The sequence below is a fragment of the Pectobacterium aroidearum genome (genome assembly GCF_015689195.1).
Taxonomy (GTDB): domain Bacteria; phylum Pseudomonadota; class Gammaproteobacteria; order Enterobacterales; family Enterobacteriaceae; genus Pectobacterium; species Pectobacterium aroidearum.
The window spans coordinates 4,140,067-4,155,850 of the sequence record NZ_CP065044.1 but is presented as its reverse complement, the minus strand read 5'-3'; the positions used below and the strand labels follow the sequence as shown (position 1 = coordinate 4,155,850).

The 15,784-nt window shown below is 54.5% G+C and carries 16 protein-coding genes; 9 read left to right on the top strand and 7 right to left on the bottom strand.

Annotated features, from left to right (window positions below; all coding sequences use genetic code 11):
• Nucleotides 1-28 precede the first annotated feature (28 nt).
• The 3 genes from I2D83_RS18510 to I2D83_RS18500 are packed head-to-tail and all read left to right on the top strand — an operon-like array spanning nt 29 to nt 3,241.
• On the top strand, nt 29-853 hold the full coding sequence (locus I2D83_RS18510; RefSeq protein ID WP_012773331.1) for a phosphodiesterase: 825 nt from the start codon (nt 29-31) through the stop codon (nt 851-853).
• Complete coding sequence (locus I2D83_RS18505) at nt 853-1,941, top strand: ABC transporter ATP-binding protein (protein ID WP_205947076.1); 1,089 nt, start codon at nt 853-855, stop codon at nt 1,939-1,941. Before I2D83_RS18510 ends, I2D83_RS18505 begins: the two co-directional genes overlap by 1 nt.
• Nucleotides 1,934-3,241: an ABC transporter substrate-binding protein gene (locus I2D83_RS18500; protein WP_012773333.1), complete on the top strand. Its 1,308-nt coding sequence runs from the start codon at nt 1,934-1,936 to the stop codon at nt 3,239-3,241. The genes I2D83_RS18505 and I2D83_RS18500 overlap by 8 nt, the downstream gene beginning before the upstream one ends.
• A gap of 45 nt (nt 3,242-3,286) precedes the next feature.
• Here I2D83_RS18500 and I2D83_RS18495 read toward each other — a convergent pair whose 3' ends face one another.
• The 3 genes from I2D83_RS18495 to I2D83_RS18485 form a co-directional block, all read right to left on the bottom strand.
• Nucleotides 3,287-5,431: an alpha-galactosidase gene (locus I2D83_RS18495; RefSeq protein ID WP_205947075.1), complete on the bottom strand. Its 2,145-nt coding sequence runs from the start codon at nt 5,429-5,431 to the stop codon at nt 3,287-3,289.
• Between the two features lie 215 nt (nt 5,432-5,646).
• Entirely contained in the window at nt 5,647-6,651 is a 1,005-nt protein-coding gene (locus I2D83_RS18490) for a LacI family DNA-binding transcriptional regulator (protein ID WP_205947074.1), read from the bottom strand.
• 43 nt (nt 6,652-6,694) lie between these two features.
• A complete protein-coding gene (locus tag I2D83_RS18485; RefSeq protein WP_181829659.1) occupies nt 6,695-7,303 on the bottom strand; it encodes an HD domain-containing protein in 609 nt (202 codons plus the stop codon).
• A gap of 412 nt (nt 7,304-7,715) precedes the next feature.
• Between I2D83_RS18485 and trhA the strand changes: the two genes are divergently transcribed.
• Nucleotides 7,716-8,363 carry a PAQR family membrane homeostasis protein TrhA gene (trhA, locus tag I2D83_RS18480; RefSeq protein WP_012773338.1) on the top strand — a complete coding sequence of 216 codons (648 nt, stop codon included), beginning with the start codon at nt 7,716-7,718 and terminating at the stop codon, nt 8,361-8,363.
• 54 nt (nt 8,364-8,417) lie between these two features.
• Here trhA and ygfZ read toward each other — a convergent pair whose 3' ends face one another.
• Entirely contained in the window at nt 8,418-9,419 is a 1,002-nt protein-coding gene (gene ygfZ / locus I2D83_RS18475) for a tRNA-modifying protein YgfZ (RefSeq protein ID WP_205947073.1), read from the bottom strand.
• A gap of 235 nt (nt 9,420-9,654) precedes the next feature.
• Here ygfZ and sdhE point away from each other — a divergent pair, with 235 nt between their 5' ends.
• The 3 genes from sdhE (at nt 9,655) to rlmF (ending at nt 11,320) form a co-directional block, all read left to right on the top strand.
• Nucleotides 9,655-9,921: an FAD assembly factor SdhE gene (sdhE, locus tag I2D83_RS18470; protein ID WP_012773340.1), complete on the top strand. Its 267-nt coding sequence runs from the start codon at nt 9,655-9,657 to the stop codon at nt 9,919-9,921.
• A 19-nt stretch (nt 9,922-9,940) separates the two neighbouring features.
• Nucleotides 9,941-10,315 carry a protein YgfX gene (locus I2D83_RS18465; protein ID WP_043881709.1) on the top strand — a complete coding sequence of 125 codons (375 nt, stop codon included), beginning with the start codon at nt 9,941-9,943 and terminating at the stop codon, nt 10,313-10,315.
• Nucleotides 10,316-10,384: 69 nt separating this feature from the next.
• Nucleotides 10,385-11,320 carry a 23S rRNA (adenine(1618)-N(6))-methyltransferase RlmF gene (gene rlmF, locus I2D83_RS18460; protein WP_205947072.1) on the top strand — a complete coding sequence of 312 codons (936 nt, stop codon included), beginning with the start codon at nt 10,385-10,387 and terminating at the stop codon, nt 11,318-11,320.
• A 45-nt stretch (nt 11,321-11,365) separates the two neighbouring features.
• Here the strand turns inward: rlmF and I2D83_RS18455 are convergent, their stop codons facing one another.
• From I2D83_RS18455 to I2D83_RS18445, 3 genes are all read right to left on the bottom strand, one after another.
• Nucleotides 11,366-11,689, bottom strand: coding sequence for a hypothetical protein (locus tag I2D83_RS18455; protein ID WP_180777498.1), 324 nt, complete (start codon nt 11,687-11,689; stop codon nt 11,366-11,368).
• 28 nt (nt 11,690-11,717) lie between these two features.
• Nucleotides 11,718-12,236, bottom strand: coding sequence for a flavodoxin FldB (gene fldB, locus I2D83_RS18450; RefSeq protein WP_012773344.1), 519 nt, complete (start codon nt 12,234-12,236; stop codon nt 11,718-11,720).
• A gap of 162 nt (nt 12,237-12,398) precedes the next feature.
• Complete coding sequence (locus I2D83_RS18445) at nt 12,399-13,727, bottom strand: MFS transporter (protein WP_012773346.1); 1,329 nt, start codon at nt 13,725-13,727, stop codon at nt 12,399-12,401.
• A 311-nt stretch (nt 13,728-14,038) separates the two neighbouring features.
• On the opposite strand from I2D83_RS18445, the gene xerD reads away from it, so the two are divergent.
• Both xerD and dsbC read left to right on the top strand, forming a co-directional pair.
• The gene (gene xerD, locus I2D83_RS18440) at nt 14,039-14,938 is read left to right on the top strand and encodes a site-specific tyrosine recombinase XerD (RefSeq protein WP_012773347.1); all 900 of its coding nucleotides are present in this window, start codon (nt 14,039-14,041) and stop codon (nt 14,936-14,938) included.
• Between the two features lie 125 nt (nt 14,939-15,063).
• Complete coding sequence (dsbC, locus tag I2D83_RS18435; protein ID WP_012773348.1) at nt 15,064-15,780, top strand: bifunctional protein-disulfide isomerase/oxidoreductase DsbC; 717 nt, start codon at nt 15,064-15,066, stop codon at nt 15,778-15,780.
• Nucleotides 15,781-15,784: the final 4 nt, after the last annotated feature.

Below are 15,784 nucleotides of genomic sequence, written 5' to 3'. Positions count from 1 at the left end.
GGGCGAAATAACGATAGAGGTGGTGGTTATGTTGTTGGCACAGATTTCCGATCTGCATTTTCGCAGTGAGGGGCGCAAGCTCTATGAATTTATTGATATTAACGGGGAAAATGCCAAAGTCATTAATCAGCTCAACGCGCTGAGCGAGCGGCCGGACGCGGTGGTGATTAGCGGCGATATCGTCAACTGCGGAAGCCCGCAGGAGTATCAAGTGGCACAACGCGTGTTGCAGATGCTGGATTACCCGATGTACGTGATCCCGGGCAACCATGATGACAAACAGCATTTTCTCAACGCGATGCGTCCACTTTGCCCGCAATTGGGCGATGATCCCGAAAATATCCGCTATGCGGTAGATGACTTCCCGATGCGCCTGCTGTTCATTGACACCAGTCTGGCCGGGCAGGCGAAAGGCTGGCTGACGCCGTCCACGCTGGGCTGGCTGGAGCAGCAATTGCAAGAGCACAGCACGCGCGAAACGGCGATCTTCATGCACCATCCGCCGCTGCCGTTGGGATCGGCGCATATGGATCGGATCGCCTGCGAAAATGGGAGCGAGTTGCTGACGCTGATCGAACGTTTCCCGCAGCTTACGCGGATCTTCTGCGGCCATACGCACCGTTTGATTATGACGCAGCATCGGCAGGCGATTATTGCCACTGTACCGGGCACTGTCCATCAGGTGCCATATTTCTACTATGACGACACGTCGTACTACAACCTGGAGCCTGCCAGCGTAGTGATGCACCGCTATGTGCCGGTCACCGGGCTAGTGAGCTATAGCCAGTCGATCGCCTCGAACTCCGGGCCTTACCTCTACGATCCGCGAATCAGCTGTCCGGTGGATGCGTAATGGCCGTGATTCAGTTACGTAATATCAGCAAACGCTTCGAGCATACGCAGGCGCTGGCATCGCTGTCGCTGGATATTGCTGACGGCGAATTTCTGGTGCTGGTCGGGCCGTCTGGCTGTGGCAAAAGTACGCTGCTGCGCATGCTGGCCGGACTGGAAGAGGTGAGTGACGGGCAAATTCTGCTGGGTGATGACGACATTACGACGTGGAGCCCGAAGCAGCGCAATTTCTCGATGATTTTCCAGAACTATGCGTTGTTTCCGCACCTGACGGTCGAGCAGAACATCACGTTCGGGATGCGGATGCGCGGTGAGCCGAAAGCGGACTATCCACAGCGTGTGCAGCGCGTTGCCAGCCTGCTTCAGCTTGAGCCACTACTGAAACGCAAACCGGGAAAACTGTCCGGCGGCCAGCGGCAGCGTGTGGCGATGGCGCGGGCGATCGTACGCGATCCGCATTTATTTCTGATGGATGAGCCGCTGTCGAATCTCGATGCCCGTCTGCGCAGCGATGTGCGGGACGGCATTATGGATCTGCATCGGCAGTTGAAAACGACCACCGTTTACGTCACGCACGATCAGATTGAGGCGATGACGATGGCTGACAGGATCGCCGTGCTCGATCGCGGAGTCTTGCAACAGGTCGGCACACCGGAGCAGCTGTATTCGCATCCGGCTAACGTCTTTGTCGCCGGATTTATCGGTACGCCCGCGATGAACCTCGTAACACTGCCCTGCACCGACGGCCACGCGATTTTACAGACGCTGCCCATGGCGCTGCCTGCCAGTGACGAAACGCATTCATTAACCCATGTGCTGCTAGGGATTCGCCCTGAGCATATTACCGAACACGCCGCGTCAGACGGCGAGTTGTCATTGCCGGGAACGGTGAAGCAGCGGGAGCTGTTTGGCGCGGAGTATCTGATACATGTGGATACGCCGTTGGGCAATATTCGCTACCGTCGGCCAAATCGCGATGGCGTGCCGGATGTTGGCGCGTCCGTTGTGCTTCATTTTTCACCGCAGGATTGTCATTGGTTTTCCGGGCAAACCGCCCGTAATTTATCCCAGGAGAAAAGACATGCGTAAGCCTCGTATGATGGCGCTGGCAATCACCTTGCTGATGTCTGGCTCGGCGTTGGCAAAACAGAATATTGATTTTATGTTCCCCGCACCGGTTGATGGCAAGCTGACGATGGAAATGACGCGCATCATCAAAGAGTACAACCAATCGCAGGATCAGGTTGAAGTGCGCGGGATCTTCACCGGCAATTACGACACGACCAAAGTGAAAGCGGAAGCTGCCGCCAAAGCGGGCGATCCGCCAGCGCTGGTGATCATGTCGGCCAACTTCACCGCCGATCTGGTCATCAAAGATGAAATCCTGCCGATGGATGAACTGTTCAAATACGGCAACGAAAAAGCCACGCCTTTCCTGACCAAAAATTTCTGGCCTGCGCTGCACCAGAATGCGCAGGTGATGGGAGTGACCTACGCGATCCCATTCCATAACTCGACGCCGATCCTCTATTACAACGAAGACATGCTGAAGAAGGCGGGCTTTAACGAACCGCCGAAAAACTGGGATGAGGTGGTTGCGGTCGCGAAAAAGCTGACCGATCCGGCGAAGGGGCAGTGGGGCATCATGATTCCGTCCACGAATGATGACTACGGCGGCTGGATGCTGTCTGCGTTGACGCGTGCTAACGGCGGGGCGTATTACAATGCTGACTACCCAGGCGAAGTCTATTACAACACGGCATCGACCAAAGGTGCGCTCCAGTTCTGGCGTGATTTGGTGTACCGCGACAAAGTGATGCCGGCTGGCGTGCTGAACTCCAAACAGATCAGCGCCGCGTTTTTCTCCGGTAAATTGGGTATGACGATGCTGAGCACCGGTGCGCTGGGCTTTATGCGCGAAAATACCAAAGATTTTCAGTTGGGTGTGGCGATGATGCCGGAAAAAGAGCGTCGCGGCGTGACCATCGGCGGGGCGAGTCTGGTGAGCTTCAAAGGGATTTCCGAAGAGCAGAAGAAAGCGGCCTGGCAGTTCATGAACTATCTGGTCAGCCCGGAAGTTAGCGGCAACTGGAGCCGTTTTACCGGCTACTTCGCGCCGCGTATGGCGGCCTATGATTTGCCGGAAATGAAGGATTATCTGGCGAAAGATCCGCGTGCGGCGATTGCGCTGTCACAGCTGCAATATGCCCATCCGTGGTATGCAACCTATGAGACGGTCGCGGTGCGTAAAGCGATGGAAAATCAGCTGGCGGCGCTGCTAAACGATCCGGCGAAAAAGGTTGATGATGCCGCTGCCGCTGCACAAAAAGAGGCGGACGGCATCATGAAGCCTTATGTGGATAAAACCGCGCTGCGGGACGTGAAATAAGGGCATCTCGCCCCGTTGATACTGGCTCAACGGGGCGGGAAAAAGCTAGCTGCCAGCGGTATCCGTCACCGCGGAAAGCCCGATCAGAATGGCGGTCTCCGGCGTCAGAACGGGGAGGGCAAGTCCGGCCTGCATTAGCCAATCTCCCGAAACCACGATTGGCTGGCGTAACCAGGGCGGGAGCTCGCGCATTGTACCGCCGCCTTCGCGCACCGTTTTGATTTCCGGGCCATCCAGCAGTGTGACTTCATAGCGAACGTCGGGCTGCAGGCCGGGGAAGCGAAGCGTGCCCGCCAGTGAATACTCCGGCATACGCAGCTGCGCTACCTGAAAAACAGCGTGCTGCCGATCGTGGCTTACCACGCCAGTGGCCTGCACCGTATCGTCCGCCATGTCGACCCGCCAGGTGGTGCCGCTGTGCAGCAGCGGACGCAGGGTTTTATGCAACTGGATGTAGTGACGATAGCCTTCCAGCTCGCCGTCATCGGCCTTTACAGGATCCAGCTCGATGCCCATATGGCCGAACAGGGCGGTCAGGCCGCGGAAGGCGATGGTGTGACGTCGATATGTGGCATGGCACCGTGCATGCCCGATGTGTTGCCCCATCACCTCGGGCGGAAAGAAGTAACTCATGCCGCGTTGAATGGTCTGGCGTTCCAGCGCGTCGTTGTTATCCGACACCCAGAACCGCTGGGTGCGTTCCAGCACGCCGTAGTCGATACGACCACCGCCGGACGCGCAGGATTCAAACTCAACATGAGGAAAGCGTTGGCGCAGGGTATCGAGCAGACGATAGAACTGTCGGGTTTGCGTATCGGCGGCCAGCCGCCCTTCATGACCGGGCTGCACCAGCTCACGGTTCATATCCCATTTCACATAATCGACAGGATGTTCGCCCAGCAGCCAGCTCAGCCGCTCCAGCAGGTAAGTGAAAGCATCGGGCTGATTTAAATTCAGCACGTACTGATAGCGTCCCGTAGGCTGTGCGTAGCCGGGCAATTGCAGCACCCAGTCGGGATGGGCGCGGAACAGGTCGGAATCGGGGTTGATCATCTCCGGTTCGACCCAAATGCCGAATTCCATCCCCAGTGCTTTGACATGCTCGATGACTGGCATCAGCCCGTTCGGGTATTTTTCCTCGTCGAGATACCAGTCGCCGAGCGCGGCTCGGTCGTGGTGACGCCCACGGAACCAGCCGTCATCAATAATAAAGCGCTCCACGCCGACGTCGGCGGCCTTGCTCGCCATCTGCATGATGTATTCAGGGTCGTGATCGAAATAGATTCCTTCCCACGTATTGAGGTGCACCGGACGTGGCTTATCACCACAGAATTGGATGAGGGACTGACGCAGGAAGGCGTGATAGCGCTGGCTCATGCCGTTCAAGCCGCTATCTGAGAAAGCCGCGTAGACCCACGGTGTAGTGAGAGATTCCGACTGCATCAGCGTGATTTCGCCCGGCAGATACAGGGCTTCCGCCTGCATAACGCGGCGTCCGTCTGTTTTGATATCGGCACGCAGGCGGTGGTTACCGCTCCAGCCTAAATGCACGCCCCATACTGAGCCATGTTGCTCGTTGAACGCGGGTTCACCGAGGATAAACGCGGGGAAATATTCGTGGGAACTTCTTCCCCGACGGCTTTCCTGAATAAAGCCGCCGTGCTGCAACGTGAGACGGTGAGTCTGAAACTCACGTAGCCAGCGGCCGTGAAACGCCATGACGTCGCTCGCCCGTTCCGGGACGGGGAGCGTGACGGCCAGACGCTGTACTTGCCAGACATCAGCACGCAGATTCTGTAGCGTGTGGCGCAGTTGCAGCACATCGGTCTGCGGATCCAGACGCAGTTCGCTGGTGAGACGCAGTCCTGCCAGGGTATCTTCTGCCGTGATGGTTAGCGTATTGCCCTGAACGTCAGCCTGCGTTGTCGTGAAGATCGGCGCGGCGTCATAACCTGAGCGGTGCCCTTCAATCCCCGGTGAACCGAACTGACCACGTCCGTATTCCATCGCCAGCGTCAGAGGAAGATCCACATCCAGACGACCATTCGCCACGGGACGTTGCAGAGAAACAATATCCTCTGGCGAAAAACCACGTAACCGTGGCCCCCAGTAGAGAATTTCCGCCGCCGGGGAGCAACGTACGATGACATCGCACCGCGCGCTGGTTAATTGAACAAGATCACGCATCATGAGGAAGGCTCCCAATTACAACTTGATTAGTTCCTCTGAGTGAGAACTTAAACGTTTAAGCCATCAACTTAAACGTTTAAGAAATGTGATTTTGTTAAAATAATCGTTAAGGAAGAGAGAAAGGTTGCGATGAAGATGTGAAGAATATCTCGCTGGCGGCTGGTGTCAATAAACCAACTGATGTCTTTATAAAAGGTGGAAGAGGGCGGAATAGATTAGGCGGGAAAGCTCGTCTTACCGATGCGTAACGTCGGTTGCCATAACACCTGCAAATTTTCTACGGCTTCGCCTGCGATAAGCGCCAGCGTCATGCTGGCAATCTGTTCACCAACCTGCTCGCGCGTGGCCTGTTCTATCGCAGTCACGTTGAGGTCGGTCAGGCTGTCCTGCGGCAGGCCATCGTACATCACGAGAGCGATGGGATGAGAACCAGAAAGCCGGCCTGCCTGCTGTAACGCGGCAACGGCACCGTCGCCGTGCACATTGCCATCCATCACTATCGCCGTTGGCGGTTCAGGCAGCGCCAGAAGGTCGATCATGGCCTGATATCCTGCACGGCGCGTGGGGCTGACACAGCACAGATAGGCATCGTGAAACGGCAGGTTGTGGCGTTGTAGCGCATCGCGATAGCCCTGACGACGCTGCATGATGAACGCCTGTGGATGGTCTTCAGTTAAAATAGCGATACGGCGATGGCCGAGCGCGATCAGGTGTTCGGTCGCCAGCGCCATGCCCTCACGGTTGTCAAAATCGAACCAGGCGTAAGGGTGGGGGAGTTGGCTGCGCCCCAGCGCCAGAAAAGGCGCGTTGTGGCGTTGCAATAGCGCCAGTCGTGCATCCTGTTCGCACGTATGCGCCACAATCAACGCATCAATGCGGTGGCTGGCGATCAGCCGGGCAGCACCCTGACAGGCATCTTGCTCGTCGGCCAGCAGGAGAAAATCGACCTCATGCTGTGCCAGCTTGTGGCTGATCGCGCCAATCATCTCAAAAAAGATATCGTTACTCAGAGAAGAGGCGTAGGGGTAGACCAGCCCGACGGCGTTGCTTTTACCCATTTTCAGGCGACGCGCATGGGTATTGGGCCGATAGCCGATACGCTCCGCTTCTTCCTGAATACGCTGGCGCGTGGCATCGGAGATATCCCGATGGCCGTTCAGAGCACGGCTCACCGCTGCTACGGACAAACCCAGGTTATTCGCGATTGTTTTTAAAGACATCACCCTCTCCTGACGTGGATGCCCGGCTAGCGGGAAAACCGAATTATAGCAACCACCCTTTGGCTTTGGCCTCTTCCAGATGCTGTTTCAGGTATTGCCACAGCTCTGGGTTGATCGCGGCAATGAACTCCGCCCGCTCAAGAACCTGTTCCAGACGAATACCGTTTTCCACCCAGCTTTGACCCGCATTCGACAGGTTCATCAGCATCGGCATAACGCGGTCGAGCACCATAGCGAATTGGGCGCTGGGCGTTTCATTGGCTTCGTACTCTTCCCACAGATCGTGGAATTGCTGGCGCTGCGGCTCCGGCAACAGGCCAAAAATGCGGGCGGCGGCGGCGACTTCCTGATCGTGAATCGCCAGACGGGCGGAAAGATCGTAAACGATCACATCGCCTGCATCGATTTCGACGATGTCGTGAATCAGGGCCATTTGGATCACGCGCTGAATATCCACGCCTTCACCCGCATAAGGTGCCAGCGCCATCGCGGCGACGGCGAAATGCCAGCTGTGTTCGGCAGAGTCTTCGTGACGTTCGCTGCCGATGATTTTGTTACGGCGCTGCACACTTTTTAATTTATCGATTTCTATCAGAAAGCCGAAAACATCGGTCATGGAGCCGAAATTCAGAGTGGATGGGGAAGATGACATGAAAAGCTTACCTCTTGCAGTGAAAACGATGCAGTAAAAATCATGCAATGAAAACGTGATGTAGTGAAAACCACGGGAAGGCGCTGTGAGCGTCAGAACCGGATGACCGTTGATGCGAATAACCGGTAAAAACGGCAGAGCCCTTCAAAAAACAGGGAGATATCAAGGTCGATCATTGTAGGGGATGTTGCCCGAGATTGACATGCATGATTACACGTTAAGTCAGAGAGGTTATGGGAGAATAATTATTTTAGCTTACACGTGTACACTGAAACTATTCTCAGTTACTCTGCTCAAAGGTTAAACACCTGCGCTAGCTTTCCTTGCATGAAACCGGGAAAGGTAAGGCGGATAACGCCAGCGCATGATGATGTGAAATGTGTATCGTTGCCGAATATTGCGGAATCTATTGATGTCAAAAAATGCACAGATGCCGGATTACTCTCTGGCAGAGGAAATTGCGAATAGCATAAGCCATGGAATCGGTGTGATTTTCGGGATTGTGGGTCTGGTTTTATTGCTGGTTCAGGCGGTCAACAATGACGCCGGCAGCGTGGCGATTACCAGCTACAGCCTCTATGGCGGCAGTATTATCCTGCTATTTTTGGCGTCGACGCTGTATCACGCGATACCGTCTCAGCGTATTAAGCCGTGGCTGAAAAAATTCGACCACTGCGCCATCTATCTGTTGATTGCCGGAACCTATACGCCGTTTTTGCTGGTGGGGCTGGATTCACCGCTGGCGCATGGTCTGATGGTTGTTATCTGGGGGATGGCGCTGCTGGGTGTGATCTTCAAACTGGCGTTTGCCCACCGTTTTGAAGTGCTGTCATTGATTACCTATCTGGTGATGGGCTGGCTGTCGCTGGTGGTGATTTATCAGATGGTGATGAAACTGGCGCCAGGGAGTGTGACGCTGCTGGCAGTCGGCGGCGTGGTGTACACGCTGGGGGTGATTTTCTACGCCTGCAAGCGTATTCCTTATAATCACGCGATTTGGCACGGGTTTGTATTGGGTGGGAGCGTCTGCCACTTTCTGGCGATTTATCTTTATATTTAAGCCTGTGTAAAGCGCATGAACCCGTTTGGTTCATGCGCGATGTCACCCGCCGAATTAATCCGTTATTTCATACGGCAGAGGCTGAACGGTGATCTGGCTGTCGGCATCTTCACGTACGCGCAGGACGTTCTCTGCGGTGAGATCGTTATTCAGCACCGCCTGTACCCACACCTCGCCGTTCTGCAATTGGCTAGCCGCCAACACCGTACCGGTACGACGCCAATTCTCGCCGAGCTGCAATTCGAGATCGTCCCCCGCTTGCGGCACCTGATTGGCCTTACCCGCCAGCCAGTAAAGCGCACGCTTGTTCGCCCCACGATATTTTGCCCGAGCGACCATTTCCTGACCGGTATAGCACCCTTTGCTGAAGCTAATCCCATTTAATGCCTGTAAATTAGTCGCTTGCGGGATGAACTGCGCGCTGTTTGCGCTGTCAATGATGGGCTGACCTGCTTCGATATCCAGCGTCAACCATTGGCGGCTGTCATTCAGGCTGACTTTATCGCCGAGCTGCTCAAGCAGCGAAGCGCTTTGTTCAGGAGACAGCACCAGCAGGAAACGTTCTGCGGGATGGGCAAAATGCAGTAAGGTTGCCCCTGCGTGCTGAACAACAGGGTGATCGGCGTCTGGAAGCTGGCTAAATGCAGAGGCCAGCAGTTCGCGGATGCCCGCCCCTGCCGCACCAAGCAGTACAGCATTGTCGTCCGGTGCGATGGTGGTTTTCGAGAAAACGGCGTATTTTTTCAGTTCGCTAAGTTGGGCGTCACGTAGGTTACGACGTTCAATAAAAGCAAAGCCTTCGCCGTGATGGAACAGGCGCAGGTTGCTCCACATTTTCCCTTTCGCGTCGCAGTGGGCGCAAAGGATGTGCCGATCGTCAGCGAGTGCGCTGACATCTGCGGTGACCTGTCCCTGAAGGTATTTGACGGTATCCGGCCCGACCATCGTGGCCAGCGCCCAGTCATCCAGCGAGATGAGCGTGGGAGCCAACTGAGCGGAAGCCAATGGGGGTTGTGATGCAAAAGGAAGCTGATGAGCCGTATGTTGGTTAACCATATAGTACAATCCTGCGCTAAGGGCGATACCCGAATGGCTTAATGGTAAAAGAGCGCTCAGGGTTTGCAAGTGGTTATTCACGCAGCGTTATTGCATAGCACATCCTGATACCGATCGGCGCGCTCGGCACGGCGCACGCGGGTAAACTATGTCAAAATGTTACTATTAGTTGATACCCGCTACCGGAATCGGAGTACACTAGCGGCAAGTTGCGATAACAAGGTGGACATGAAACATGGAAATCGATAATAAATCACGCATTCATTGGGCATGCCGCCGGGGTATGCGTGAGTTGGATATCGCGATCATGCCGTTTTTTGAGCATGACTACGACACACTCAGTGACAGCGATAAGCGCACCTTTGTGCGCCTGTTACAAAGCGATGATCCCGATTTATTCAACTGGCTGATGAACCACGGCGAGCCGAAAGACGGAGAGCTGAAACGCATGATTTCTCTTATTCAAACGCGAAATAAAGATCGTGGCCCAGTGGCAATGTGATCTTCGCGTTTCCTGGCGTATGCAACTGCTTTCATTGATTGTGCATGGCCTATTAGTATTGCTCATTCTTCTGGCGCCGTGGCCGGACGGCTATGCATGGCTGTGGCTATGCCTGGTCACGATGGTGATGTTCGGTTTTATCCGTAGCCAAAGGAATATCAAATCCCGGCAGGGGGAAATCGTTTTGCTCAGCGAAACGACCCTGAACTGGCGGCAGCAGGAATGGCAGATCGTTAAACGACCGTGGTTGCTGAAAAATGGCGTATTGCTGTCATTGCAGGCAGTGAACGGTAAAGACAGACAGCAGCTGTGGCTGGCATCGGACAGCATGGGCGATGACGAATGGCGTCATCTGCGTCAGCTTCTTTTGCAGCAGAAAAACTGGGCGAGATAGCGGTGTGTTGAACATAGGCTTTATTGGGTCATCGTCTGGCCGTACTTTGAAATTGATTGGATATAACTGATGACTAAGCCCGCAGTGCAAAAAAATGGTCTGCATCCTCGTAATCGCCATCGCGACCGTTATGATTTTCCCACGCTCAAACAGAGCTATCCCGCGCTTGTCCCGTTTGTCACGGTGAACGCCTACGGCGATGAGTCAGTGGATTTTGCTAATCCCGAAGCGGTGAAAACGCTGAATCAGGCGCTGTTACAGCATTTTTATCAGATTGAACATTGGGAAATTCCAGACGGCTTTTTGTGCCCACCGATTCCTGGCCGTGCCGACTACATTCACCATCTGGCTGATTTGCTGGCGGAAGATAACCACTCGGTGGTGCCGCGAGAGGCGTCCGTGCTGGATATCGGCTGCGGCGCCAACTGCATTTATCCGCTGATTGGGTATCGTGAATACGGCTGGCGTTTTACCGGCAGCGAAATTAATCCGATAGCGATGAAAGCGGCCAACCAGACGATTGAGGCTAATCCCGGTTTGAACCGAGCGATTCGCCTGCGCCGTCAGAAAAGCAGCACAGCGATACTCGCAGGGATTATTCACAAGAACGAGACGTTTGATGCGGTCATGTGTAATCCGCCATTCCACGCCTCCGCTGAGGATGCGCGTCAGGGATCGCAGCGCAAACTGCATAACCTGGGGCTGGATAAACGCTCACCGCTGAATTTTGGCGGCCAGCAGGATGAGCTGTGGTGTGAGGGCGGCGAGTCAGCTTTCATTGGCCAGATGATCAAGGAGAGTGCCGGTTTTGCCCGCCAGTGCCTGTGGTTTACGTCGCTGGTGTCACGCAAAGAGAACCTGCCGGAGATTTATCGCGCGCTGGAAGCGGTTGACGCGGAAAAGGTCAGAACCATTGATATGGCGCAAGGCCAGAAGCAAAGCCGCTTTGTTGCGTGGAGTTTCCTTGATACCGCCGCGCGTACCCGCTGGTTACAAAAGCGCTAAGCCACTTCAACGGATGCGGATACCGGTAAGGTATCCGTGAACGTATTACTCAACGGTAATCGTATCCGGTTCCTGCTGGGTCACCTTCAACGACGTTCCCTGAATCGCCATAAACACCGCTTCCCGTCTGGTCAGATAGCCTTTGACGGGATGCGGCTTAATCGCGCCAGTCAGCGTGGTATCGGTGATGATGCCACAGCCCGTTGCGTGCGCGATTTGCTGCGCAGTTTCATCAAACCTTGAGAAATCGATAGCGTAATATTGCGGCACATCGCATTTACCGCCCAGATTTCTGGCGTATTCCTGCGTATCTGTTTGAGCACAACCGGCAAGCAACAATCCTGCGACCGCTATGAGTAACATTTTCATCGTGCTTACCTCTGTTGAGTCTTACTGTTTACAGTAGTGACGCCATTTCTTGCAGGATCTGTTCGCACCACTGCTCTAACCGTTCATCGCTGAGATCGTATTGGTTCACTTCGTCCAGCGCCAGCCCGACAAAGTGTTTACCGTCAGCGGCCAGCGGTTTTGGACTGATGAAGTCATAGCCTTCTGTCGGCCAGTATCCAACGAATGTGACACCCAGCGGCAGCAGTTGGTCATGTAGCATGCCCAACGCATCAAGGAACCATTCGCTGTAACCAAGCTGGTCGCCCATACCGTAGAGCGCCACGACTTTTCCTTTGAGGTTTAGCGTCGCTAATTGACCCCAGATGTTCTCCCAGTCTTCCTGAATCTCACCGAAATCCCAGGTTGGGATGCCGAGAATCAGCGTACTGTAGTCTTCCATACGTTGAGGTTCGACATCCTTAAGGTTGTGCAGATCCACCAGTTCTTCGCCCAGAATGTCGCGAATTTTTTCCGCCGCCATTTCGGTGTAGCAGGTGCTTGAGCCGTAAAACAGACCGATTTTCATATTCAGTTCTTTATAAACAATTTTTATCAAGAAGAGCGTGTTCGCTTTAGGTCACAGAGAGTATGTGACAGGCGAATGATGCCGCCGGATGTCGGTATTCTAAAAGGAGAACTGGCGTAAGGAAAGGTGCAGTGAGGGCCGTGGCCCTCACTGAAGGGACATTTATCCCAAAGACTGGTGACGTGTTTCTCTGGTCGCCAGCAGCGCAATCAGCGTCAGTGACGCCATGGCCGCCAGATAAACGCCGACGTAGAACAGGCCGTAGTTGGCCGTCAACCACGCTGCGATGTACGGTGCGACTGATGCACCCAGAATCGACGAGACGTTATAGGAGAATGACGCGCCGGTGTAGCGTACTTCTGTCGGAAACAGCTCTGGCAGCAAGGCACCCATCGGGCCGAACGTCAGTCCCATGATACTCAGACCCAGCACCAGGAAGCCCATCACCAGCGCCTGATTGCCTGAACCAAGCATATAAGGGAACAGCATGGCAAAGACGATCATGAGGCAAGTAATGGTAATCATGGTCTTACGGCGGCCAAAGGCATCTGCCAGATAGCCTGCAACCGGCACCATCAGACCAAAGCCGATCACCGCGATCATCAGCATCAACAGGAAACTGTTACGTGAGAAGCCAAGCCCTTTAGGCACAGGCGAAGTGCCGTACGTCATGGAATAAACGGTCATGATGTAGAACAGCGTGTAGGTCGCCAGCATGATGAAGGTGCCGAGGATCGTGACTTTCATATGTTTGCTAAGCAACGTTCCCAGCGGCATACGCACCTGTTTGCCAGCTTTGACCGCTTTGGTAAAGACCGGGGCTTCATGCAGAGAGATACGAACATACAGGCCAACCAGCACCAGCGCGGCGGATGCGACGAACGGTACGCGCCAGCCCCAACTCATGAACTGCTCTTCCGTCAGCAGCCAGGATAACAGCAGGAAGGTGCCGTTTGCGAAGAAGAAGCCAATCGGTGCGCCAAGCTGGGGGAACGACCCATACAGCGCACGTTTATGGGATGGGGCATTCTCCGTCGCTAGCAGCGCCGCGCCACCCCATTCACCGCCCAGTCCCAGACCCTGACCGAAGCGTGCCAGTGCCAGAAGAATTGGTGCAAAAATACCAATGGTTTCGTAGGTCGGTAACAGTCCAATCAGAACGGTTGAAATCCCCATGGTCAGCAGAGAAGCGACCAGCGTGACTTTACGTCCGACACGGTCGCCGAAGTGACCGAACACCGCCGAGCCAATAGGGCGGGCTACAAAGGCAATCGCAAAGGTGGCCAACGACTGTAGCGTTGCGGCAGTCGGATCGCCCTGCGGGAAGAAAATGTGCGGGAAAACTAGCACCGCGGCAGTGGCATAGATATAAAAATCGAAAAATTCGATGGCGGTGCCAATCAGCGACGCAACAATCACTTTGTTGCGTGAGTTTACGGGTGGCGCTTCCGCTTCGGCATCGAGCGTGGGAGTGATGGTGGTGGCTTGCATAATGTTTCTTTATTTTAACAACACGAACGACCATTCTACGCACAGAAAAATCGGCTTTTCAACGTTGATTAAGTAAGGGCAATGCCAGTCGGCACGCGGCTTCAAGGAGCCTGTTCCGATATATTCTCAATACATAAAATATAATGTGCCACAGCCTTATTTTTGCCGGAGAATGTTATGGCGATGTTGATGTTCGCGGGATATGTGAGAACGCGCACAATTCTGGCTGCGAGAGAATACGGTCTTGATGAAGGTGTAAAGTCGCCGCTTCATCGGCATAATATTGCCAATCAGTGAGGAAGGACACCGCGATGCAAGAACACGATCAGGCGCTTATCGAACAGTTTCTCGATGCGCTGTGGCTGGAAAGAAATCTGGCCGAGAATACGCTGGCGTCTTATCGGTTGGATCTGCGAACGCTTGCGGAATGGCTTGCACATCATGATAACGACTTATTGCAGGCGCAGGCGCTCGATCTTCAGGCGTTTCTCGCCGATAGGGTTGATGGCGGCTACAAGGCGACCAGTTCGGCCCGTTTGTTGAGCGCGATGCGTCGCTTCTTCCAGTACCTTTATCGGGAAAAGCTGCGCAGCGACGATCCCAGTGCGGTGCTATCCTCCCCGAAACTGCCGCAGCGTCTACCCAAAGATTTGAGCGAGGCGCAGGTTGATGCGTTGCTTAACGCACCAAGCATTGAACAGCCGCTGGAATTACGCGATAAGGCCATGCTTGAGGTATTGTATGCGACGGGGCTGCGTGTTTCTGAGCTGGTCGGTTTGACGATGAGCGATGTCAGCCTGCGGCAGGGCGTGGTTCGCGTGCTGGGAAAAGGCAATAAAGAACGATTGGTGCCGCTCGGTGAAGAAGCGGTGTACTGGATCGAGTATTATCTGGAACATGGTCGCCCGTGGCTGCTGAATGGGCAAACGCTCGATGTGCTGTTTCCCAGCAATCGAGCACGGCAAATGACGCGCCAGACGTTCTGGCACCGTATCAAGTATTATGCGGTACTGGCGTCCATCGACAGCGAAAAGCTCTCACCGCACGTCTTGCGCCACGCGTTTGCTACCCATTTATTGAACCACGGCGCGGATTTACGGGTCGTACAGATGCTCTTGGGGCACAGCGATCTTTCCACGACGCAGATTTACACCCATGTGGCGACGGAGCGGCTGAAACAGCTTCACCAGCAGCACCATCCGCGCGCATAGCATAGAGTAAGTAGACAGAGTAACAGGATGTTATCTGACTGGCGGGGCCTCTCGCCAACCACCTTGGCGTATTGCTACGAGCGACGTATTCACCATGGCGTTGCGACACAAACAGGATTGATGAAATGAAAAAAGGGTTATTACTGCTTTCTTTACTAGTAGCGACGGCAACCAACTTTGCTCACGCCGATGATGCCGCGATCAAACAGACGTTGACGCGTCTGGATATGCAGGGGGCGGAAATCCTGCCTTCGCCGATGGCGGGTATGAAAACCGTCATTACCGATAGTGGCGTGCTGTATATCAGCGAAGACGGCAAGCATTTGCTGCAAGGCCCGCTTTATGACGTGAGCGGCACCATGCCGGTCAACACCACCAATAAAATCCTGATCGGCAAGATGGATGCGCTACAGGAACAAATGATTGTTTATAAAGCCGCGCAGGAAAAACACGTTATTACTGTTTTCACTGACATCACCTGCGGCTATTGCCACAAACTGCATGAACAGATGAAAGATTACAACGCGCTGGGCATTACCGTGCGTTATCTGGCCTTCCCGCGTCAGGGCATGAAATCGCCAGCAGCAAAAGATATGCAGTCTATCTGGTGCGTGGCCGATCGTAATAAAGCGTTTGATAGCGCGATGAAGGGCGACGCGATCTCGCCAGCAACGTGCAAAACCGATATCGCCGCACATTACCAACTGGGCATCCAATTTGGCGTGCAGGGCACTCCTGCTATCGTGCTGCAAGACGGTATGGTCGTGCCGGGATACCAAGGGCCAAAAGAAATGCTGGCGATGCTGGAAGCACATAAAGCCTCGAAGAAAACCGGCGGTTAATGCT